20 protein-coding genes are annotated in these 23,724 nt (G+C 37.4%); 6 read left to right on the top strand and 14 right to left on the bottom strand.

Features of this window, described 5'->3' with window-relative positions; all coding sequences use genetic code 11:
* Positions 1-212 precede the first annotated feature (212 nt).
* Both SOM16_RS06475 and SOM16_RS06470 read right to left on the bottom strand, forming a co-directional pair.
* On the bottom strand, positions 213-1,412 hold the full coding sequence (locus tag SOM16_RS06475) for a pyridoxal phosphate-dependent aminotransferase (RefSeq protein ID WP_320463171.1): 1,200 nt from the start codon (positions 1,410-1,412) through the stop codon (positions 213-215).
* A gap of 61 nt (positions 1,413-1,473) precedes the next feature.
* Entirely contained in the window at positions 1,474-1,866 is a 393-nt protein-coding gene (locus SOM16_RS06470; RefSeq protein ID WP_154279952.1) for a DUF1573 domain-containing protein, read from the bottom strand.
* A 168-nt stretch (positions 1,867-2,034) separates the two neighbouring features.
* On the opposite strand from SOM16_RS06470, the gene SOM16_RS06465 reads away from it, so the two are divergent.
* Both SOM16_RS06465 and SOM16_RS06460 read left to right on the top strand, forming a co-directional pair.
* On the top strand, positions 2,035-4,458 hold the full coding sequence (locus SOM16_RS06465; protein ID WP_320463170.1) for an alpha-ketoacid dehydrogenase subunit alpha/beta: 2,424 nt from the start codon (positions 2,035-2,037) through the stop codon (positions 4,456-4,458).
* Positions 4,459-4,686: 228 nt separating this feature from the next.
* Positions 4,687-7,005 (top strand): tetratricopeptide repeat-containing sensor histidine kinase, encoded by a 2,319-nt coding sequence (locus tag SOM16_RS06460; protein WP_320463169.1) that lies wholly within the window; start codon positions 4,687-4,689, stop codon positions 7,003-7,005.
* 42 nt (positions 7,006-7,047) lie between these two features.
* Here the strand turns inward: SOM16_RS06460 and SOM16_RS06455 are convergent, their stop codons facing one another.
* The 9 genes from SOM16_RS06455 to SOM16_RS06415 form a co-directional block, all read right to left on the bottom strand.
* Positions 7,048-7,803 carry a LytTR family DNA-binding domain-containing protein gene (locus SOM16_RS06455; protein WP_320463168.1) on the bottom strand — a complete coding sequence of 252 codons (756 nt, stop codon included), beginning with the start codon at positions 7,801-7,803 and terminating at the stop codon, positions 7,048-7,050.
* A gap of 120 nt (positions 7,804-7,923) precedes the next feature.
* Positions 7,924-8,532: a DUF1684 domain-containing protein gene (locus SOM16_RS06450; protein ID WP_320463167.1), complete on the bottom strand. Its 609-nt coding sequence runs from the start codon at positions 8,530-8,532 to the stop codon at positions 7,924-7,926.
* 54 nt (positions 8,533-8,586) lie between these two features.
* Positions 8,587-9,684 (bottom strand): chorismate synthase, encoded by a 1,098-nt coding sequence (gene aroC, locus SOM16_RS06445; RefSeq protein ID WP_320463166.1) that lies wholly within the window; start codon positions 9,682-9,684, stop codon positions 8,587-8,589.
* A 59-nt stretch (positions 9,685-9,743) separates the two neighbouring features.
* A complete protein-coding gene (gene aroA, locus SOM16_RS06440; protein ID WP_320463165.1) occupies positions 9,744-11,015 on the bottom strand; it encodes a 3-phosphoshikimate 1-carboxyvinyltransferase in 1,272 nt (423 codons plus the stop codon).
* 137 nt (positions 11,016-11,152) lie between these two features.
* Positions 11,153-12,292 (bottom strand): chorismate mutase, encoded by a 1,140-nt coding sequence (locus SOM16_RS06435; protein ID WP_320463164.1) that lies wholly within the window; start codon positions 12,290-12,292, stop codon positions 11,153-11,155.
* 113 nt (positions 12,293-12,405) lie between these two features.
* On the bottom strand, positions 12,406-13,239 hold the full coding sequence (locus SOM16_RS06430) for a prephenate dehydratase (RefSeq protein ID WP_320463163.1): 834 nt from the start codon (positions 13,237-13,239) through the stop codon (positions 12,406-12,408).
* Between the two features lie 1,625 nt (positions 13,240-14,864).
* The gene (locus SOM16_RS06425; protein WP_320463162.1) at positions 14,865-15,782 is read right to left on the bottom strand and encodes a sterol desaturase family protein; all 918 of its coding nucleotides are present in this window, start codon (positions 15,780-15,782) and stop codon (positions 14,865-14,867) included.
* Positions 15,783-15,784: 2 nt separating this feature from the next.
* Positions 15,785-16,843, bottom strand: coding sequence for a 3-dehydroquinate synthase (gene aroB, locus SOM16_RS06420; RefSeq protein WP_320463161.1), 1,059 nt, complete (start codon positions 16,841-16,843; stop codon positions 15,785-15,787).
* A complete protein-coding gene (locus SOM16_RS06415) occupies positions 16,843-17,049 on the bottom strand; it encodes an RNA-binding S4 domain-containing protein (RefSeq protein ID WP_154279971.1) in 207 nt (68 codons plus the stop codon). Before SOM16_RS06415 ends, aroB begins: the two co-directional genes overlap by 1 nt.
* 95 nt (positions 17,050-17,144) lie before the next feature.
* On the opposite strand from SOM16_RS06415, the gene SOM16_RS06410 reads away from it, so the two are divergent.
* A complete protein-coding gene (locus tag SOM16_RS06410) occupies positions 17,145-18,329 on the top strand; it encodes a proline dehydrogenase family protein (protein WP_320463160.1) in 1,185 nt (394 codons plus the stop codon).
* 139 nt (positions 18,330-18,468) lie between these two features.
* Here SOM16_RS06410 and SOM16_RS06405 read toward each other — a convergent pair whose 3' ends face one another.
* The 3 genes from SOM16_RS06405 to SOM16_RS06395 form a co-directional block, all read right to left on the bottom strand.
* Positions 18,469-18,792 (bottom strand): DUF962 domain-containing protein, encoded by a 324-nt coding sequence (locus SOM16_RS06405; RefSeq protein ID WP_320463159.1) that lies wholly within the window; start codon positions 18,790-18,792, stop codon positions 18,469-18,471.
* Positions 18,793-19,428: an HAD family phosphatase gene (locus tag SOM16_RS06400; protein ID WP_320463158.1), complete on the bottom strand. Its 636-nt coding sequence runs from the start codon at positions 19,426-19,428 to the stop codon at positions 18,793-18,795.
* 85 nt (positions 19,429-19,513) lie between these two features.
* Positions 19,514-19,696, bottom strand: coding sequence for a hypothetical protein (locus SOM16_RS06395; protein ID WP_320463157.1), 183 nt, complete (start codon positions 19,694-19,696; stop codon positions 19,514-19,516).
* Positions 19,697-19,941: 245 nt separating this feature from the next.
* On the opposite strand from SOM16_RS06395, the gene SOM16_RS06390 reads away from it, so the two are divergent.
* The 3 genes from SOM16_RS06390 (at position 19,942) to treF (ending at position 23,724) form a co-directional block, all read left to right on the top strand.
* Positions 19,942-20,184, top strand: coding sequence for a cold shock domain-containing protein (locus tag SOM16_RS06390; RefSeq protein WP_320463156.1), 243 nt, complete (start codon positions 19,942-19,944; stop codon positions 20,182-20,184).
* A 677-nt stretch (positions 20,185-20,861) separates the two neighbouring features.
* Positions 20,862-21,572, top strand: a complete 711-nt coding sequence (locus SOM16_RS06385) for an AraC family transcriptional regulator (RefSeq protein WP_320463155.1) — start codon at positions 20,862-20,864, stop codon at positions 21,570-21,572.
* Between the two features lie 598 nt (positions 21,573-22,170).
* A complete protein-coding gene (gene treF / locus SOM16_RS06380; protein ID WP_320463154.1) occupies positions 22,171-23,724 on the top strand; it encodes an alpha,alpha-trehalase TreF in 1,554 nt (517 codons plus the stop codon).

Raw genomic sequence — 23,724 nt, 5'->3', positions numbered from 1 at the left:
GATCAAGGATCAAGGATCAAGTCAAAAACTGAACAACAAAAGTACAAAAAAAATGCCAAATAACAGCTGTAAACAAATATTTAACGTCTTAATAAAAATTGCCCGCTAAAACCGGCTTCTTCAAAGTCAGAATTTTTAAATGCACTGTCAATTGCCAACTGAAAACTATTAACTTAAAACTGTTAATTAAAAACTGTTAACTGAAAACTGACTTAAACGGTTCTCCCTGGGTATTCGCTCAAGGCGATTTCTAAACAATCCATCGCAGCATTTAAATCAACAGTATTTAGTACGTAAGCCATACGAACTTCTTGTTTACCAGAACCTTTAGTAGAATAAAATCCAGTAGCGGGAGCCATCATTACCGTTCGGTTTTCATGAGCAAAGTCTTCTAAAATCCACTGACAGAAACGATCTGCATCATCGATAGGAAATTTAGCCACTACATAAAAAGCACCTCCAGGATTCGGGCAAAAAACACCTTCAATATCATTTAAACGGCCAACTAAAGTATCCCGACGTAAAGTATATTCGATATTTACCTTCTCAAAATAGCTGTCTGGCGTATCAACAGCAGCAGCACCAGCAATTTGTTCTACCATTCCAGGACTTAATCTCGCCTGAGCAAATTTCAGTCCTGAAGCAATTACTTCCTTATTTTTAGTAATTAAACAACCTAGCCTCGCACCGCAGGCACTATAACGCTTAGAAACGGTATCCATAATCACCACATTTTCTTCCAGTCCATCTAAGTGCATCGGCGAAATAAATTCACGACCATCGTAACAGAATTCGCGATAAGCTTCGTCTGAGAATAAAAACAAATCGTATTTTTTGCAAAGCGTTTTTAATGCTTCGAGCTCCTCCCTGGAATACAGGTAACCTGTTGGATTATTAGGATTACAAATGATGATGGCTTTCGTTTTATCCGTAATCAGCTTTTCAAATTCAGCAATAGGAGGTAGGGCAAATCCATTTTCGATGACCGATAAAATGGGCTTTACCACTACGTTACTCATGCAGGCGAAACCATTGTAATTGGCATAAAAAGGTTCAGGAATAATAATTTCATCACCCTCATTTACACAGGTTTGCATTGCAATGGTAATAGCTTCTGAACCACCAACCGTTACCAGAATATCTTCAGGCGTAATGTTATAACCCAGTTTGTTGTAATATTCTGCAAGTTTAAGGCGGTAGGCTAATGTCCCTTCTGATGGAGTGTAGGCCCAAACATTGAAGTCGATGTTTTTAATGGCATTTAACATTCCTTCAGGAGTTTCAATATCTGGCTGACCGATATTTAAATGATAAACTTTTTTACCATCTTTTTTAGCTTGATCAGCATAAGGAGTTAACTTTCTGATTGGTGATGCAGGCATCTGCACCCCCTTTTGTGAAATCTTTGGCATGGTACAAAAATAAAAAAGTCCCGATGATTATCGGGACTTTAAAAATATTATTTATTAAGATTTATTTTGATGTTGCAGCAACAGTTTCTCCTTTAATATAAAGAACTTTAACCGGAGTTTTTGCGTTTGAAGTTAAAGTTACTGCTTTAGAAAATGCAGACGGACCAGCAGCAGCGTTAAAAGTTACTGAAATAACGCCAGTTTCACCTTTTTTTAGTGGTGTAGAAGTATATTTCGGAACTGTACAACCACAACTTGCTTCTGCTTTTGTAATAATTAAAGGCTCTTCACCAACGTTTGTATATTTAAAATCGAACGTTACTGGCTTACCCATCGGAATTTTACCGAAATCATGAGTTTCTGACTCAAATTTAAAATCTGCAGGTTTAGATTGTGCATTGGCAACCAGGCCGAAACCTAAAACGAAGGCGAATAATACTAAGATCTTTTTCATGTTATGTACGAAATTATTTTTTCTGAAATTCTTAAAACAAATTTAACAATTTCATTTTAAAACAAAAACTATTCCAATTATATTTTATTTGTCGATATATAATTTTACAATTGAAGATAAAGGCAAACTTTTAATTTTGCATATATTTGCCACTACCAATATTTGATTATGATGCAGAATGAAAAATTTATAACCAATTCTATTGATAATTCTGAATTAACGTTCAACGATTTCAAAACAATCGTAATGAATGATTATAAAATCGCCTATGAAAGCAGACAAGCTAGCGTTTTAGGCCGTAGAGAAGTGTTAACAGGAAAGGCTAAATTTGGCATTTTTGGCGATGGTAAAGAGGTTCCTCAGGTGGCTATGGCTAAGGCATTTAAGAAAGGTGATTGGAGATCTGGCTACTACCGCGATCAAACTTTTGCTTTCGCTACGGGCATCTCCACAATTAAAGAATTCTTTGCACAATTGTATGCCAATCCCACGAATGGTGCAGATCCTTTTTCTGGGGGCAGACAGATGAACTGTCATTTCGCAACAAAATCAATAAATGAAGATGGAAGTTGGAATGATTTAACGCAGATTAAAAACTGCTCATCAGATATTTCGCCAACAGGTGGACAAATGGCGCGCCTGGTTGGCCTTGCTTATGCTTCTAAACTGTTTAGAAATAATAAAGAACTCGATTATTTAAAGCATTTTTCTGTTAACGGGAATGAAGTAGCATTTGGTACTATTGGCAATGCTTCTACTTCTGAAGGCGTTTTTTTTGAGGCCATTAATGCAGCTGGTGTATTGCAGATTCCAATGGCAATTTCTATCTGGGATGATGCATACGGCATTTCCGTGCCAGCAAAATATCAAACGACTAAAGAAGACATCTCTGAAGTGTTGAAAGGTTTTCAACGGGATAAAAATCAGGATGGATATGAGATTTATAAAGTGAAAGGCTGGGATTATCCAGCCCTTTGCGAAGTTTATGAAAAAGCCATTCATATTTGCCGGGAGGAACATGTTCCGGTTTTTATTCACGTAACCGAACTTACACAGCCGCAGGGTCATTCTACCTCTGGTTCTCACGAAAGGTATAAATCAAAAGATCGCCTAACCTGGGAAAGTGAATATGATTGTTTACTGAAAATGAGGGAGTGGATGCTTGATTCTGCCATCGCTACCGAAGAAGAAATTACAGATACAGAGAAAAAAGCGAAAATATTTGTGCGGAATGCACAAAAAGAGGCCTGGAATGAATTTTTAGACAGCATTAAGCCAGAGCAAAAAAAAGTTATCGATTTAATTAGTGCCTTAGCTAAACATCAACCAGAACTGTCTAAGATAGCAGCACAACTTTCTGCTACCGCAGATGCGCAACGCAGAGATGTGTTTAGCGCTGCCCGGAAAGCCATTCGCCTTTCGGCAAAATCAAATACTACAGAGCGAACTGATTTGCTAACCTGGTATAAAGATCAGGAAGAATTGAGCTTCGATCGATACAATTCTAAACTCCATACCAATGGGATAGAAAGTCCGGATAAAATTGCGGTAGTTGATGCCAAGTATGATGATCTTTCTAAAATGGTTGATGGGAGAGAGGTGCTTAATGCTTGTTTTAACGAAAACTTTGCCCGTGATCCTCGTCTGGTTGCTTTTGGAGAAGATTTAGGGAATATTGGGGATGTAAATCAGGGTTTTGCAGGTTTGCAAGCCAGATTTGGTGAACTTCGGGTAACTGATACCGGCATCAGAGAGATGACAATTATGGGGCAGGGAATTGGTTTGGCCATGAGGGGATTAAAACCAATTGCTGAGATACAATATCTTGATTATCTCATTTTTGCACTTAATGTGCTGAGCGATGACCTGGCATCACTTTCTTATAGAACGAAGGGCATTCAAAAAGCACCTGTTATTGTAAGAACGCGTGGACATCGTTTAGAGGGTGTTTGGCATTCAGGTTCGCCCATCAGCATGTTATTGGGCTCATTACGTGGAATGCATTTGTGTGTGCCCCGAAACATGACACAGGCTGCCGGAATGTACAATACATTATTCAGGGCTGATGAACCAGCTGTGGTAATTGAATGCTTGAACGGTTATCGTTTAAAAGAAAAACTCCCTGATAATGTGGGTGAATTTACCGTTCCTTTAGGCAAAGCAGAAGTGCTGGAAGAAGGGTCAGATATTACCGTTGTTTCATATGGATCTACCCTTAGATTAGTGCAGGAAGCTGCAGAAGAGCTGGCAAATTTTGGCATTTCGGTAGAAATTGTAGATCCTCAGACTTTATTACCTTTTGATATTAATAAGGTTTGTGCAAGTTCTCTTGCTAAAACCAATAAGTTGTTGGTGGTGGATGAAGATGTTCCGGGAGGAGCTTCAGCTTATATCCTTCAGAAAGTTTTAGAAGATCAAAATGGTTATTTTACTTTAGATGGAAAGCCCAAAACCCTTTCTGCCAAGCCGCATCGTCCGCCATTTGGTTCTGATGGCGACTATTTTAGCAAACCATCTGTTGATGATATCATTGAAACTATTTATGGGATGATGAATGAGACTAATCCAACACAATTCCCGTCTATTTTCTAAATATCTTTTAATGCTCCTATAAATTTTACGTAGTAAGCGGGATTAGTATGGGTAAAATTTATTCACTCAATTGATAGTAAAACAATATCTTAGTAAAAGTTATCTACTATTATCCCATTTTGTATGTACTTGTTCGTTGCGCTTAAAAGTATTCAGGCTAATTTTCGGCCTGTAGTAAACTTTGTTATTTTCTATACTTTCTGAGTTTTGGAAAACATGTTACCTTTTATGATGCGCTTTGTTACAAGAATCAAAGCAAAGCCAGTCTTGTTGGCAATTTTCTTGTCGCTGTTTTTTTGTCAGAATAGCCATGCGCAAACCAACATTAAATTTAAGAAGCTGGATAGCCTGTTATTAGTCAATCAGGCACATTTACAAAATGATTCTGCAAAAGTCGTGATACTTGAAAAAGTTTACAGAGAATACCTGAAACTTAAAAACCTTGACAAATTTGAGGAGTATTCCAATCAGGTTATTACGCTGGCAGAGAAACTAAAGCTAAAAAACTTTTCTGCTTTTGTTTATTACCGGCGGGCTACTTATTTCCATGGCAAAACCGCATTTCTCAAGGCTGAAGAAAATTATTACCTGGCCATTGCCGATTTCAATATTGTCAAAAATTTGAAAATGATTGCCGGAACATACCTGAATTTAGGTGCCTTATATTCTTCCATTCCAGATTATGCCAAATGCATGGAAGTTAATCAAAAAGCAATAGCGATTTACGAGCAGCTAGGAGATGCTTCCAGCATGGCCAGCTGTTACACCAACCTTTCCAGTATTTACCAGGATTTAGGAAACCAGAGTCAGTCGTTGATTTATCTGCAATTGGCACTTAAAGTATTCGCTGGAGAAGACCCAAAGTCACGTGGCGTTGCTGTGGTAGAAGAATTGATCGGATCAGCATATTTCGACGCCGATCTCCTGGAATTAAGAAAGATGAACGTAGCTCCTGGTGATCGGTTAAATCAGGCTATGCAACATTTTCAGAAGGCGTTAAAAATAGCCGAATTTTTGAATGATGAGAGTATCACCTCATCGGTAAGAAAATGTTTGGGAGATGTTTATAGTGAGATGGGGCAAAGAGATTTGGCTTTGGCAGCCTATCAAAAAGCCATCCAGATCAGTAAGGATCTTGATGATAAGTTAAGCTATGTAGGTTGTCTTTATGCATTGGGGACATTTTATCAGAAGCATGGCGATCATGAAAATGCTATTCCCCTTTTTAAAGATAGTTACAGAATTGCGGATGAAGCTAATCTGCAGGAAGCTAAAAAAAATGCTTCATACGGATTAAGCGAATCATACCAGGCACTTAAAGATTATGATAATTCACTTAATTTTTATAAGCAATACGTGCTGGCAAAGGACCAGATCTTTAACCAGGAAAAAGAAAAAGAGATTACCCGCCGGCAAATGCAGCTTGATTTTGGCTTAAAAGAAAAAGACTATCTCTACAAGCAAAAAATAACGGATGTAGAACTTCAAAAACAAGTTCTTTTAGCAAAACAACAGCAGCAACAGCTGTATTTAAAAAAGCAGGAATTGGCTTTAAGTGATAAAGAAAAAAGTCTTCAGCGGCTTACCTTTCTGAAAAAGCAGCTGGGGTTGGAAATACAGCAGCAGATGCAATCCAGTAAATTTGAAAGGGCTAAACTTTTTGCTAAGTATGAAACCTCTCTTCGTGATAAGCAAATATCTAAACAGGAGCAACAAATTAGAATTGACTTGCGAATTAGAATTTACCTGATCATCGGCATCGCAACCGTATTTTTTATTGCCAGTGTTATTTATTTTAATCAACGAAAAACAACCCGTTTAAACCGGGTAATTAATCTTCAGAAAGGAGAACTAGAACAACTAAACAAAGTAAAAGATAAAATTTTTAGCGTGGTTAGTCATGATATGAGGACACCCGTTAACGCTTTAATCTCATTTATTCAATTGCTCGAAGGTGGCAATATCGATCAGGAAAAGTTGACAAGGTATGCAGCTACATTGAAGAATAATTTGACTTATACATCTTCAATGATGGAAAATCTTTTAAACTGGGCGGCTAGTCAGATGCAAGGCTTCAATCCTCAACTGGAGACATTAAATTTACATCCACTGGTAAACGAGGTGATAAATTCAGTCTATCACCATGCCGAAGCAAAGGGCATCTCGATTGAAAATAATATTGCTGAAAATACAGTTTGTAAAGCTGATGCGAATATGCTTTCGCTCGTTATCCGCAACTTAATTAGCAATGCAACTAAATTTACGCCTCGCGATGGATTAATTCTCCTTTCTGATAAAATTATGAAAAATGAACTCCTGGTTACCATAACCGATAATGGAATGGGTTTAAGTGATAATCAGTTAGCGCATTTCAATAAGTTAGATTACCATGGTACTGGGATCAGTACGCCAGGTACAGAGCGCGAGAAAGGGACAGGACTTGGGCTTATGCTTTGCAGAACTTTTATTAGCCTGATGGACGGAAAAATCAGCGCAGATAAAAATACCCCTACCGGAACCATATTTACCATTACTTTACCAAAGTAAGGCTTTTTAAAATATAAGCTAAACTTAATTTCGGCAGGATACTTAATTTTTGATAAATCTGGATAGGATTTTCTTATCAATGGCACTTTCCAATAATTCCTGGCGGTTGGATGCACTGATGGGAACAATAAAATTGTGGTTCATATGTACTTCATGAGTTGTGAGCGTTACGATGTGGTTGATGTTAATCATGTATTGCTTATGCACTCTGGCGAACAAGTTTTTTGGGAGCTGTTTTTCCAGGTTTTTTAAACTCACCAAAATAATATGCATGTCGTTCTCTGTAAAAATTTTGGAGAAATCTCCTAAGCTTTCTATGTAGATTACGTCATTGTATTTAAGTTTCGAAATTCCTTTGGTTTCTTTGAAGAAAAAATGATCGCTATGGTTATCAGATACCTCCTGAACAGCTTCAGCCGTACCACTTACTTTGTTCTTGAGTTCGAGGTATTCTATAGCTTTGTTTGCCGCCTTTAAAATTCTTGGGAAAGTTGCGGGTTTAACTACAAAATCAATGGCATCAACTTCATAACTTTCTGCCGCATATTCGCTGTATGCAGTAATAAATACGAAAAGAGGATGCTTTTTGATGCTTTTTAACAGTGCAATTCCAGAAAGTTCGGGCATGTCGATATCTGAAAATACAATATCAATGTTGTTTCTTGATAAAAAATCGGCGGCTTCAATTCCATTTTTGCAAATTGCTATTATTTCAAGTTGTGAAATTTTTTTAAGATGCATTTCTAAAGCATCTCTTTCAATCTCATTATCATCAATAATTAGGCACTTGTATTGCATTTGGATAGATCTATTTATATTAAAATAGCACAGGATGTGATATAGTTTTTAAATATAATCCAAATTCCATGTAGAAACGTCAGAATATTTACAGAATTGCTTATCTGATCAGGGATTTCTTTATTTGCGGTGCTTTTTCTCGCCTGTGTATAATTTTTCTCCGGCTTTTACTTCAAGTTGTAAGTCATTTTCTTCTGGTGGAACCGGACAACGATAACCGTCGCTATAAGCACAATAAGGATTGTATGCTTTATTAAAGTCTAATTCAATCTTTTGGTCTTTAATTTCCTTCGAACTTAAATCAATATAACGGCCACCACCGTAAGTTTCTTTATTGTTGGTTTCATCTGTGAAGGGGAGAAAGAGCAAGTCTTTATAAGCAGGATTACTCGCCAATGCAATGCTTTTATAGAGCGTCATTTTTACAGTTACTCCATTCAAAACGAAACTGATTTTAGCAAAGCGATAAAATTCTTTACTGGTACCATCGTAGGTAGGCATTTTAAAAATCTTTTCATTTTTAAGTATTTCTGCCTCTGCTACAACCTTATAGGCACTGTCTGCATCATAAAAATGCAAATGCTGTAAATCGCTTTCCTTTAACGGCGCATAATCATCTTTTACAAAGTCTTGCTTATAGCTTTCGCGATGTTTGGCTATTTGCTCCGTATAAGACTGTGCAAATCCATTCAGGCTGAAGAAGAGGAATAGGATGGGAAGGATTTTCATAGCTATAATTTGATCTAATAGGATTAAAACAAGGATGGCCCGTAAAGCGTGATTTTAAATCACACCCACTTTATTTCTTAAAAATTGATCGGCTAAAACCAGGGCAGCCATTGCCTCTACAATCACCACTGCTCTTGGCACTACACAAGGATCATGTCTGCCTTTGCCCTTAATTTCAGATGCCTCACCCGATGCATTTATAGTTTGCTGGTTGTGCATAATCGTAGCAACTGGTTTAAATGCTACTTTGAAAGTGATGTCCATTCCATTTGAAATGCCTCCTAAAATGCCACCTGCATAATTAGTGGTGGTTTTAAATACTTTCGAAGCAGCAGTTTTTGGCTGAGGAATGTCATTGTGCTGCGATCCCCTTAATTCACTTCCGGCAAAGCCAGAACCATATTCAAAACCATGAACCGCATTAATACTTAACATGGCCTTGCCTAAATCGGCATGTAATTTGTCAAAAACAGGTTCGCCTAAACCAGCCGGACAACCTTTAATTACGCAACCAATTTTACCACCAACGGTGTCGCCATCTTTTCTTATTCCATCTATAAATTCAATCATTTCATGTGCAGTTGCAGGATCAGCACAACGAACAATGTTTTCTTCTCGGATATTCAATAAAGCGGATAAATCATTACTTTCGAGATTAGGTGCTTCAATAGTTCCGACTGAAGTAACGTGAGCGAAAATTTCAATTCCCTGTTGCTTCAAAAACAATTTGGCAATGGCACCAGCTGCTACACGGGCAGCCGTTTCACGGGCAGATGAACGACCGCCACCACGATGGTCGCGAATTCCATATTTAGCATCATAAACATAATCTGCATGACTAGGACGGTATACATCAACATTATGACCGTAATCTTTCGACCGTTGGTCTTCATTAGGAATCAATAATGCAATAGGGGTTCCAGTACTTTTGCCCTCGAACACACCAGATAAAATTTGAACAGTGTCGCTTTCTTTCCTTTGAGTGGTAATCTTCGACTGTCCAGGCTTACGTTTATCCAGTTCTGACTGAATAAAATCCATGTCAATATCCAATTGTGCCGGACAGCCATCAATAATTACGCCGATGGCTACACCATGAGATTCGCCAAAGGTGGTGATGCGAAATAGTTGTCCGAATGAGTTACCTGCCATTTAAGTTAAAAGTTTTAAGTTGTAAGTATTAAGTTTTGTGGTCTTTAATCTTTGCTCTTCTATCCCTGTTCCTCTACGGAGAATCCAGCTTTTTTCAAATCTTCCCAATAATAAGGATAAGATTTTTCTACTACCTGCATATCTTCAATCTCCACTTCATTAATTAACAGGGCAAGCGGCGCAAAAGCCATCGCCATGCGGTGGTCTTCGTAAGTGTGGATCGTAATTTTTTCAGGGAAATGAAGTTCATCCGTATTTAAGGTATAAACCAAATGATCTTCTGTCAATGTTACACCAATTTTAGACAATTCGTTTTGTAAAGCAGCAATGCGATCGGTTTCCTTAATTTTTAAAGTTTCCAGGCCTGTAAAAGACATGTTTTTGCCTAAGGCAGCAGCAATAACAATGATAGTTTGTGCCAAATCAGGACATGTTTTTAAATCTAAAACCTGATTGGTATCCAGCGATAAACCTAAGTTACTGATCGAAATACCTGATTCTGTATTGCTTGTGGCAATGCCAAAAATCTTCATGATTTTTTGGATCTGGCTATCGCCTTGAAGACTTTTTTCCTTCAATGCCGGTAAACTAATTTCAGCTTCATCTGCCAGCGCTGCGATGCTGTACCAATAGGATGCTGCACTCCAGTCTGGTTCAACAACCAATGTACCTGCTGTGAAAGGTTGTGGTTCTATTGAAATATAATTTCCAGTCCACGAATGTTGGATTCCAACCTCGGCCAACATATCTAAAGTCATATCAACATATGGTTTAGAGGTTAGTTCGCCTTCAATTTCTAAAGTTAACCCTTGAGGTAATGTAGGGGCAATCATCAGTAATGCTGAAATATACTGACTGCTGATGTCACCCTTAATATTAACTACGGCCGTTTTTTGATTGAAGGGGCCAGTAATATTCAGTGGTGGAAATCCATCAGATTCTGCATAAGAAATATCAGCACCTAAGGTTTTTAAAGCTTCTGCTAAAATTCCTATCGGGCGTTGTTTCATTCTCTCCGTTCCAGTTAGCAAGAAATTACCATTTTTTGCGGAAAGGTATGCAGAAAGAAATCGCATAGCAGTTCCCGCCGGACCAACATCAACGAGTTGAGAGTCTTGCGATGGAATTTCAGTGTCTTCTTTCAAAGTATTTAAGATGCCATCCAGTGTAACGGTATCGGCAGCATTGGATAAATTTTCTACTTTAACCAGTTTTTTGCTTAAAGCGCTGATAATTAGCGCTCTGTTGCATTCGCTTTTTGAACCGGTTAACTGTATTTCCGTATTTATATTCTTGGTTCCTTTAAAAGAAACTAAGGCATTTTTAGACATTTTATTCTGTTTTATTCTAAAATGTAAGTGTCAGATGGAAACACCTGACACCACATTAACCATGTTATTTGTAGCGGATTTCTTTTTTAGGATTTTGGTTTTACCTTTTACCTTAAACCTTTCAACCCTCTACCTTTTTACGCTTTAACTTCAGTATGTTGTTCTGCAGCAATTCCTTTTTCAGCTTTGCCTGCATTCATAATTTCAGTTTGCTTGCGGATAGACTCACCATGTACCAATTCTAAGAATTTCTCTGTAAAGTTTAGGTCTAACTTTAATGCTTTTGCAAATGCATGACCTTTTTTAATGATCGAATCCCAACGATTAACCTGTAGAATAGTGACCTGGTTATCGCGTTTAAACTGGCCAATTTTTTCAACGATAGCCATACGCTCACCTAATTTTTGCAATAGAGTATCATCGATTTTATCAATTGATTTACGCAAATCAGCCAATTGATCAGCGAAAGCTTCATTTGGTGCTTCAGGTTCACGAACCGTTAAACGATCAACCAACTCTGATAAGGCTGCCGGTGTAACTTGTTGCTTAGCATCTGTCCAGGCAACTGATGGATCTACGTGAGATTCGATCATTAAACCTTGCATATCTAAATCTAATGCTTTTTGAGAGATGTAAGGAATTAACTCACGGTTACCGCAAATGTGACTTGGATCGTTGATGATTGGTAATTCAGGGCACAAAGTTTTTAATTGGATAGCCAGTTCCCACATTGGTTCGTTACGGAAAGAACTTTTCTCGAATGATGAAAAGCCACGGTGAATGGCACCGATTTTAGTGATTCCTGCGCCATTGATACGCTCAATTGCACCAATCCATAATTGTAAATCAGGATTTACCGGGTTTTTAATTAATACCGGAACATCATGTCCTTTTAACGCATCAGCAATTTCTTGAACCGTGAAAGGATTTACAGTTGAGCGTGCACCAATCCAAAGGATATCCACACCTGCAGCTAAAGCCTCTTCCACATGTTTTGCATTGGCAACTTCAACAGCTGTTGGTAAACCAGTTTCTGCTTTTGCACGTTTTAACCATTCTAAACCAATACTACCAATCCCTTCAAATTCTCCCGGACGGGTACGTGGTTTCCAGATACCAGCTCTTAAAACGGATACTTTACCAGTTGCTGCTAATAAATGTGCAGTAGTTAACAATTGCTCTTCAGTTTCTGCACTGCATGGCCCAGAGATAATTAACGGTTCGTTGTTAATGTTTAACCAGGTGTTTAGCGGTTGAATGTTTAAATTAAGTTTCATGATATGGTTTTGATTAAAGTCCGGAGTCTGAAGTCCGAAGATATATTTTGATTAAATTATTTACGTTTTTTTTTATTTTTCATCGGACTCCTGACTTAGGACTTCCGGCTTATTTACACTTTATCGTTCTTTTGATATTCGCCAAGGATATTAAAGTTCGATGTATATTTTAATGCTTTCCTTGTGGCTTTATCATACTTCTCTGTGCTTGGCCATTCCAGATCGACATAAAAGTAGTATTCGTTTCGTTTTCCCAATACCGGCATAGATTGTATTTTTGTTAAGCTTACCTCTTGTTCTGCGAAGATATTTAATACTGTTGCCAGTGAACCAGCCTTGTGCCCAACCTGAAAACAGATCGATGCTTTGTTTATTTTTTTCCCTTCGTCTGTTTTGTCTTTTTTAAGGATGAGAAACCGTGTATAATTCTTCTTATTTGATTCTACTCTGCGTTCTAAAATGTTTAATCCGTAAAGCTCTGCGGCTAAGGTGTTTGCGATAGCCATGGTATCGGTTAATTTTTCTTCCTGAATCCGTTTAGCGCAAGCGGCAGTATCGTTGCTTTCTACTATTTTGATGTGTGGATAATCATAAAAGAAATCAATGCATTGGCGAATGGCAATAGGGTGGGAGGTTACGATTTTAATATCGTCAAATTTCACACCTGGCAACGCCATTAAGTGCAATTGGATAGGCAGGTAAACTTCGCCTACAACTGAGAATCCATAATCGCGGATCAGTGTATAATTTGGCAATAAACTCCCGGCGATAGAATTTTCGATTGCCATTACCACGAAGTCGGCATCGTTTTTTTCCAGCTTATCGCAGGTTTCTTTAAATGAATTACATTCTACAGTCTCGATGTTTTTACCAAAGAATTTGTAGGCTGCTTCTTCATGAAAAGATGCTTTAATACCTTGAATTGCTACTCGTTTTGTCGTTTCCATTTTTGCGTAAAATAAAAAAGTCCCGGCTGCTTGCCGGGACTTTTTTATACATTTTAATATTGTTATATATCTTTTTGCATATTAGCCCCGGCTCTTACTAAAATAGTAAAAGTAACCAAAGTAATATGTGTTGAATAATTTCATTTTTGCTTTTGAATGAGCCAAATGTAATAACAAAATTTAATTTGTCAATAGGAAAATGAAAATATTTTTAATAAAATTTAATTTTGTTTGATTTGAACCGTTTAAGAGGTTGGTATGAAAGGTTTGAATTGATCGTTTGAATTGATCGTTTGAATAGGTAGTCGCCGATTGAAATCGACGCCTGTGAAATGGGTGTTGCAGAAATAGCATGTAGGCTAGGTTTTGAGAAGATCTGGTTAGCCGCCGATTGAAATCGACGCCTGTGAAATGGGTGTTGCAGAAATAGCATGTAGGCTAGGTTTTGAGAAGATCTGGTTAGCCGTCGATTAAAATCGACGCCTGTGAAATGGATGTTGCAGAAATAGCATTAGGCTATAGGTTTTGAGAAGATCTGGTTAGCCGCCGATTGAAATCGACGCCTGTGAAATAGATGTTGCAGAAATAGCATGTAGGCTAGGTTTTGAGAAGATCTGGTTAGTCGCCGATTGAAATCGACGCCTGTGAAATGGATGTTGCAGAAATAGCATGTAGGCTATGGGTTTTGAGAAGATCTGGTTAGTCGCCGATTGAAATCGACGCCTGTGAAATGGATGTTGCAGAAATAGCAATTAGGCTAGGTTTTGAGAAGATCTGGTTAGCCGCCGATTGAAATCGATGCCTGTGAAATGGATGTTGCAGAAATAGCATGTAGGCTAGGTTTTGAGAAGATCTGGTTAGTTGCCGATTGAAATCGACGCCTGTGAAATGGATGTTGCAGAAATAGCATGTAGGCTATGGGTTTTGAGAAGATCTGGTTAGCCGCCGATTGAAATCGACGCCTGTGAAATGGATGTTACAGAAATAGCAATTAGGCTAGGTTTTGAGAAGATCTGGTTAGCCGCCGATTGAAATCGACGCCTGTGAAATAGATGTAGCAGAAATAGCATGTAGGCTAGGTTTTGAGAAGATCTGTTAGTCGCCGATTGAATCGACGCCTGTGAAATGGATGTGCAGAAATAGCATGTAGGCTATGGGTTTTGAGAAGATCTGGTTAGCCGCCGCTTGAAAGCGACGCCTGTGAAATGGATGTTGCAGAAGTTGCGTGTAGGCTATGGGTTTTAGATTCATTGCAGTCTGCTTTAGCTGGCTGGTAAAGAATAGATTTTTGTTTTCGCGAAGATTGAATTGAAGATTTAGTTAGTCGCCGATTGAAATCGACGCCTGTGAAATGGATGTTGCAGAATAGCATGTAGGCTAGGTTTTGAGAGTCATTTCAGTCTGCTTTAGCAGGCTGGTAAAGAATAGATTTTTATTTTCGCGAAGATTGAGTTAAGATCTGGTTAGTCGCAGATTGAAAGCCACGCATGTGAAATGGATGTTGCAGAAATAGCAATTAGGCTAGTTTTGAGATTCATTGCAGTTTGCTTCGGCAGGCTAAAAAATAAAAGAGAAGTTCCTATCCTTTAAGGTAGATAGGAGCTAAACGAAAAACGTTCTTTTATTTATTTAGTGGCGTTGTTTAATTTAGCCATCCCTTCGGCCTCACGTAGTTCCTGCTGCATAATTTTAGCAATCTTTGTGCTTCCATCATGGCTCCAGCCTGGAGGATTGATAAAGTATTTTACCTTATCCACAAAGGTTGGTGCCTTTTTAATATCAGCCTTTAAAGCAATAAATTCATGGAAAATAATATTTACAGGACCGGTATCTTTTGGTTGTGTGGTTAAGCCATATTTGATTTTATCTTCTGGTAGTTCAGCTTGAAATGTTCCAAACCACCTATCCCATAGGATTAATACCATGCCCATGTTTTTATCCAGGTAACGTACATTATTGGCATGATGCACACGGTGGTGCGAAGGCGTTACAAATACATATTCGTACCATTTAGGGAAGTTAATCTTGTATTGCGTATGAACTAGGTTTCCGTAAATCTGGGTTACCAGGTAAGCAAAAAGGATATCCATTGCGGTGAAACCCATAAAAGCCAATGGCAGGTAAAAGAAAACACGGTAGAGTGGCTCGAAAACAGTTGAACGGAATCCCGTTGTTAAATTGAAGTGCTCTGATGAATGATGCGTAACGTGCATGGCCCAGAAAAAGCGCACATAATGACCCACGGTATGTAAAAACCAGTAAAGAAAATCCTGGGCAAGGATTAAAACTAACCAATAGATCCAGACATTAGAAATCTGAAACAACCTGAATTGGTAGCAATATTCCAGTAAAAAGAATGTTGCCGTTTTCATTCCAAGATTAATTACAATTGCGGTAACCATTAAATAGATATTCGTCCAGGTATCGCGTTTGGTGTAGAGTTTTCTGTCGTGTGCATAGCTAAAATACATTTCAACTAAGGTTAAAACGATTACAAAACCAAACAATCCGCCTACAGAAATATCACTTCCAGTAAAAGTCATTTTTATAAACTGTTATAATAATCTAAACTGCTTAAAATATCTGAAGTACTTACACGGCAGTTAAACGTGCATTTACCTGTAGTTTCGAGTAAAGAAAATAAAATGTTGCCATCTTCATTCTTTTTATCGCTTTTCATTAATTCCAAAAGTGAATCAAAGCTTTCTTTTCTGATTTCATATTTTGGATATAACGATAATAAATATTCACTAATATCTTTAAGTTCTTCTTTGGTTAGCCCGCTATTTTTGATCGATAAAGCAGCCTCGCAAATAAAACCAATAGCGATTGCCTCTCCGTGCGTAAGCGGGTTTTCATCATTTGCTAAAGAATAACCTTCTATCGCATGTCCAATAGTATGCCCGAAATTTAAGATCTTCCGAAGGCTTTTTTCATGCGGATCAATGGTTACCACTTCATTTTTGATTTCTACGGAACGGTAAATATCATCCGCAGAAGGCGTTAAATAATGGGTTGCCTTTAACTTTTCATAGTAAGCTTTATCGTAGATTAAGCCATGTTTAATCATTTCGGCAAAGCCGGATAAAAGTTCACGTTGGGGCAATGTTTTTAAGAACGTGGTTTCAATAAAAACCATTTGTGGAAGCGTAAAGGTACCCACCATGTTCTTAACGTTGTCGATATCAATTCCGGTCTTTCCACCAACTGAAGCATCAACCTGAGAAAGCAGGGTAGTTGGAACATTGATGAAATCAATTCCGCGTTTGTATGTGGAAGCAATAAAACCACCCATATCGGTGATGACGCCACCACCAAGATTGATCATCAAGCTTTTACGATCGGCCTCAAAATCCAGAAGCGTTTTCCAGATGCCTATACAAAAATCAATGTTTTTATTCTCTTCGCCTGCAGATGTTTCAATCAAATCAAAATCAGCAAAATCATCCATCAAGGATTGAAATACAGGTAAACAGATTTCACTGGTATTTTCATCAGCCAGGATAAAAACTTTGCTGTATTTGCCACTTTCTACCAGTGTTTTTAAAGCCTCAAAATTGCTTTCGAAATAAACCGAATGGCCTGCGCTAGTTAAAGTTTCCATTAAATTATTTCGATTTTATCTTGTCCAAATGTGATAATGTCTCCAACTCTTACTTTATAGCGCTTGCGAAATTCGACTTCGCCGTTGCATTTCACTAATCCGTCCATTACGGCAGCCTGAGCATCGCCACCAGTGCCAACTAAGCCTGTTGCTTTGAGCAACTGAATTAATGGAATAAATTCGCCCTCTAATTTGAATTGTATCATTTAGGTACAAAAATACGATTATTTACAGCTTTTTAGTTTTAACAACGGATGCTTTTTATAATTTTGCATCCAACTGACTTATTACATAGCTAAAAATGGATTTATCCCCGAGTAAACAGCCGAATTTCGACAATACGGAAGTAGCTTTCCGCCAAAAGACAAACGGTGAATTAAAAAAAGCGTTCTGGCTTTTTAAAATGATTGGCAGTAACTTTTTGACAAAAGTTGGTCCTTCGATCACTAATTTCTTTCTAAACATCGGTTTACCTATTCAAGGTGCGATTAAAGTAACTATTTTCCAGCAATTTTGTGGTGGCGAAACCATTGCAGAATGTGATCATGCGATTGCTCAGTTGGCCAAAGGCGGTGTTGGTACTATTTTAGATTACTCTGTTGAAGGCGAGGAGGAGGAAGCTGTTTTCGACGCTACTTGTCGGGAAATCATTTTAACGATCCTTCGTGCCGATGGTGATAAAAACATTCCGATCACTGTTTTCAAAATTACCGGGATTGGGCGTTTTGCTTTACTGGAGAAGCTGGATGCAAAGAAAACCTTATCGCCCTCTGAACAAGCCGAATTTGATAAAGTAAAATTGCGCTGTGAGATGATTTGCAGAACTGCTTTTGAAAAGGGCGTTCCAATCATGATTGATGCCGAAGAAACCTGGATTCAGAATACAATTGATGAACTGGCTTTAGATATGATGCGAAAATTCAATCAGGAACGAATCATCGTGTACAATACCTACCAAATGTATCGCCATGATAAATTAGCAGATATGAAGGCCGACCACCTAATTGCCAAAGCTGCGGGATTTATTTTGGGCGTAAAAGTGGTGCGTGGCGCCTACATGGAAAAGGAGCGTAAGCGCGCTGCCGAAATGGGTTATCCATCACCAATACAGCCTGATAAAGCATCTTCTGATCGGGATTATAATGAATCGCTTCGTTATTGTGTAGATTATATTGAGGAAATTGCGATTGTTTGTGGCACACACAATGAAGATAGCAGTCGCCTGTTAACTTATCTTTTAGATGAGAAAAAAGTAGCGCATAATCATCCGCATGTTTATTTTGCTCAGTTGCTTGGGATGAGCGACAATCTCAGCTTTAACCTGGCAGATGCCAATTACAATGTAGCAAAATATGTTCCTTATGGCCCAATCAAAGCTGTAATGCCATATTTGTTTAGAAGAGCACAAGAAAATACATCAGTAGCCGGACAAACCGGAAGGGAGTTGGGTTTAATTGAGAGAGAGTTAAAAAGAAGAAAACTGTAATTCAGTTTTCAGTTAACAGTTTTCAGTTGACAGTTTTCAGTTGACAGTGTTCAATTTACAGTTAACAGTTTGCAGTTAACAGTTGGTCGTTTTCAGTTTTGGGTAGTTATTGTACTGAAAACTGCCAACTGAAAATTTCTTAATCATTCTTCACTACAAAAGACTGCTTTCCATTAAGCAAATCATAAAACATAAGGAAATCGCTGGCTAGTGTATAAACCGGATATTGAAAAAAAGTAGATTTATTCTTCTCGAAAAAGAAGTGACCAATCCAAGGAAAGCCAAAAACAAATAAAGGCAAAACAAGGAAGAAACGCGATTGATGGAATAAAAATCCGGTAAAAAGCGTCAGTGCAACCAAGCCTGTTCCAATAAAATGTAATCCCCTTGAAGTGGTATTTGTATGTTTTGATAAGTAAAACGGATAAAACTCTTTAAGAGATTTGAACTTCTTCTCGCTCATCTATATAATTCCATTAGCTTTTAAGAAAGATTCCAGTTGCGCTGGCTTTTCTGTCATCAATAAAGTATTCAGTCCAACTTTTTTAGCACCTTCTATGTGTTGTGGACTATCATCAATAAATAAAGTCTCCGCAGGATCAAGGTGATTGTCTTTCAAAACCTGTTCAAAAATATTGGTGTTAGGTTTACGTAATTTCATATGCTGAGAAAAATAAGCTTTCTCAAAATAGTCATCGTAATTGTTTAATTTAAAAGTTGTTTTTAGGTAGTCGATAATCCAGTCATAGTGAATTTCATTGTTATTACTTAACAAAAACGTTCGGTATTTTTCTTTTACTTTTAGTAAAGTATCATGATTTTCCTGAATAGTGCCGATCAACAAACTGTTCCATGCAGCATCAATTTCTGCATCTGTAAGTTCAGGTTTATCCGCCGCTGTTCTAATTCCTGCACGAAATTCTGCCGGAGAAATGGTGCCAGTTTCAAAATCATCAAACAATTGATTATGGCCTTTATGTGCGAAAAAATTTTCTATATCTGTAATGCCGAGCTTTTGAAATGATGCTTGTGCGATTCTAAAATCTATTTCGAAAATTACATTTCCATAATCGAAAATGATGTTTTTTATATCTTGCATGCTTTTAATTTTGCAGCAAATATCATTATTTAATCTCAGCGACTATAATTTTTCTATACAATAAGGCATTTTGCAAATAGACAAGTTATTTTATAATGAGAATGGTACCATCGTCTTTCAACTTGTAATAGTATTGCGTTTCTACTTTTCGGGTTAATACCTCAATATTTTCAACCTCTCCTGCTTTTCCAGTATCATCTTTAATTAAATCGCCTTGTTTAACATCATCAAGTTGCTGAATGGAACTTTTTTTGTTTAATCTTTTCATAGCTGAAACGTTTTTGATCATATATCCTTAGTTATTAACATGTGTTTTTATAGTTTGTTTATCAAATCGTTAGTAATCTATGTGTTGTGATACAAAACTATTTGCTGACTTGGGGGTTTACTTCGATTAATCTAATCAACTTTGAATTTTTGCATATCTACTATTCCTAAGAATACGTCTACTATTGCAAACCTTTAATTGATTCTAATGTAGATGTAAATAATAAAATTCCTAAACGCTAATTTATGAATGGTGTAATTACAGCTTATAACAAAGAAAGAGGCTTCGGCCTGATTTCGCAGGAGATGGTGGTGCGTAGCATCTATTTTGATATTATAGATTGCAAGGCTAAAGGATTATATATTGGTAGTGCAGTTGAATTCGATATAGTCATAACTAAAAGAGGAGTTGTAGCTAAAAATATTGTGAGCATGTCTAAACTGGGTAAAAAGCGTACAATCAGTTCGCGGAAGCAACCTATCCCTTAAATTAAGCATTTATTAATTTTCGCCACGGAATCACAGAATACACAGAAGACTGTATATGTAGTTAGCAAGAAACAGGAGCTCCTTAATTTATTCTTGCTTAAGATTAGCTATCGTTCCAGATACATGCGCTGCTCGGGTATAAGTAGTTTTGTATTTTTTGCTTGTAGTTCGCAAAAATGTTAATGAATGTAATTCTTTTACTTCCGTTTTCCTTCAAAATAAGATTTAACTAATTTTACTTGTTAAATCATTCATATTTTCAAATGGCGAAGCCATATCTTCTTGATATAAAGGTCATCTCATTAAATTTTATCTTCCAAAATTTAACAAAAGCACTTACTTATATGTTGTTTCGTGTATTGATTAGTCGTTATAGTATTACATTTTTAAAACTATTTGTTGCTAATCTATTTGAGTTCTGTAAGTTTACCCCCTATTATGGACTATTTAAATTGATGATTTGAGTGGATGAATTGCTCAGGTTAAGAAGAGGAAGTTAAAACTAAAGCTGCATTCGTTTGTTTGGTTTTTTTTAAAACCAAAGCCTAAACCAATAAGTTGTAACCAAATGGTAAAAGATTAATCTAATCATAAATAGCCCGTTTACAAAGATGATAAAACTGGAAGTGATCAAAGGAACTTTTAAGAAAGAAAGTGCCTTAACCGCAACGTATCCCATGAGAGTCCTTATAATTAAAGAGGCGAAGGGTTGTCTTTGTATGAATTCTGGTGATTATAATTTAACAAATGGAAGGATATTTTTTATTCCGGAAGAAGGTTTAGTGAGACTGGAGGGCGAAATTATAAGTGGTTATTGGTTAAATTTCAGCAGTGCACTTTATTCTGAATTTCTACTTCAGCATCTGGATCCCATGGCAAAAAACCTTTTTTTAAATCTTTCTTTCAGAGATCTGGATGGGAATGGACTTAAAAAAGCATTTGGTTTAATCGAGCAATTGAAAAAAGATATCGAAGCAAGAAATGATATAAAGTTTTTGGCGCAGTATCTGTCATTGTTTTTGGGTTTTACTGCCGGCTTTGATGGATACCTTGCCGCGTTAACTTTAGATGAATTACAGCAAACGTTACGGTTCAGGGCAATTTTAGAAAATTTTTATAAGCGGGAAAAATCAATCGAGTTTTATGCTGAGGGAATGGGCATGAGTCCCAAAAAATTAAATTCATTTTTAGACAAGGTATTGGGTAAAAGTTTATTTGTGTTGATTAAGGGACGGGTTATGAGAGAAGCGGAAGAATTGCTTTTGAACAGTGATTATACTGTTGACGAAATCGCAATAATGCTGGGTTTTCAACGAACTTCGAACTTCAGCGATGCCTTTAAGCGTTACAAGGGTATTTCAGTATCCCAGTTTAGCAATTTGGGCTAACATAAAAATTGATGCTGCTGTTAAAGGAACGCAAATCGCGTAGATTCTATCCCTTCTCGACAGCAGGTTTTCCTAACCTCACAACATCATTTGCTGTGCGCCTGACGCGTAAGGCTTTGCTTACTACTATCTACTACCAGCAGCATCAATTTTTCATTGGCTAAATTATAAAAACTTGTGCGGATTTTGCATAACATTCCATGAGATGGTTAAAATAGATGGGGTATATTCACTAATTTATAGGAAATCTAAATAAATTTACTGAATTGTGATTATTGCCTTTCCAATTTGTTAAGCGCTGTTTACTAAATAATGTGTATTCTTAAAGAGCGCTATGGTGAAATATAAACTTACAGTAGCTGGATATTACAGCTAATCCTATTTTACTAACTAATTAGTTCTTAAAACGGAATGATGAGCCAGGTTTGATGATAAAATACTACTATAAAGAAGTGTAATCTTGATTTATAAAATAATAACGTTAATTCACCTTTTTTATTTCTACCTAAATTACAGCTTTTAAGGATAAACATAGATAACTTAGCTCTAAATATTAACTTGTTGTCTGTAAGTTCGAATTTCTAATCAATATTAAAATATGAAAAATATTCTGCTATACCTGCTCTTATTTGTTTCCGGTGGACTATTTGCTCAAAATCAAAAATCGCCGAGAGTAATTTACCCGGGTTTATTTGAAGAAGTTCAGCTGGCGAAGATCTATGCAGATGGTAAATCTTTTGCCGATGCTATTCCCAAAAGTAGACCTGCGGAAATTATGAAGGCCTACCTGAAAGAAAAAGGCGACAAAGGATTTAATTTGAAGGCTTTTGTCGATGCGTATTTCAGTTTACCAGAAAGTCATACCGCTTTCTATGAATCAGACATCAAAGCTGGAATAGAAAAACATCTAGATACTTTGTGGACTGTTCTTCAGCGAAATCCTGATACTGTTTCTGCCATCCAAACCTCTTTACTTCCACTGCCAAACCCGTACATCGTTCCGGGTGGGCGATTTAGAGAAGTATATTATTGGGATTCTTATTTTACCATGCTGGGTTTGAAAGAGGCTGGCAAAACAAAAGTGATGAAAGATATGGTAGATAATTTTGCTTACCTGATCAACACTTATGGTTTTATTCCGAATGGAAACCGAAGCTATTATCTTACCCGTTCTCAACCCCCGTTTTTTGCGGCGATGGTGCAATTGCTTACAAAGGATAATCCGGATGTAAAACTGAGTGAATATAAAGAGGTGTTGGAAAAGGAATATAATTTCTGGATGAAAGGTTCAGCACAACTTGCCCCAGGAAAGGCGATCAACCATGTGGTAAAACTAGCGGATGGAACCGTTTTAAACCGATATTACGATGCTGGCGATCAGCCAAGGGAAGAATCCTATCGGGAAGATTACGAAGCGGCGAAGTTAACGAAACAAAATCCAGCCGTTTTCCTTCGAAATGTGCGTTCGGCAGCAGAATCAGGTTGGGATTTTAGTAGCCGATGGTTTGCAGATGGTAAAAGTTTTAGTCAGATTATTACCACTAATCTTTTGCCTGTTGATTTAAATACCTTGATGTATAATCTTGAAAGCACTATTGCTGAAGCAAACAAACAAGCTGGCGATTTAAAAAAAGCGGCTTTATTTTCTGCGAAGGCGAGTAAACGCAAAGCGGCTATTGCTAAGTATTTCTGGAATGCTAAACAGAACTTTTTTACTGATTACAATTGGAAAACCAGAAATTTCTCTAGTCAAATCACACTGGCAGCTTCGTTTCCTCTTTATTTTAAACTGGCAACTTCAGCTCAGGCTAAACTTGTGTCGCAGCGTTTGGAGAAAGATTTCTTAAAATCTGGCGGATTGATTACTACTTTAACAACAACGAAACAACAGTGGGATGCGCCAAATGCATGGGCACCTTTGCAATGGGTGAGTATTGCTGGTTTACGTGAATATGGTTACCATCAACTGGCAGATACCATATCAAACAGGTGGGTAAACCTCAATATTTCCGTTTTTAAGGAAACGGGAAAGTTGATGGAAAAATACAATGTAGTGGAAACCAACAGTAAAGGTGGTGGCGGGGGAGAATATCCGCTTCAGGATGGTTTCGGATGGACTAATGGCGTGTTGCTGAAGCTTATAAAAAAATAG

This window comes from Pedobacter sp. CFBP9032, from assembly GCF_034045265.1.
Taxonomy (GTDB): Bacteria; Bacteroidota; Bacteroidia; order Sphingobacteriales; family Sphingobacteriaceae; genus Pedobacter.
The sequence above is the reverse complement of the archived record's forward strand: the minus strand, read 5'-3'. Positions and strand labels throughout refer to the sequence as shown.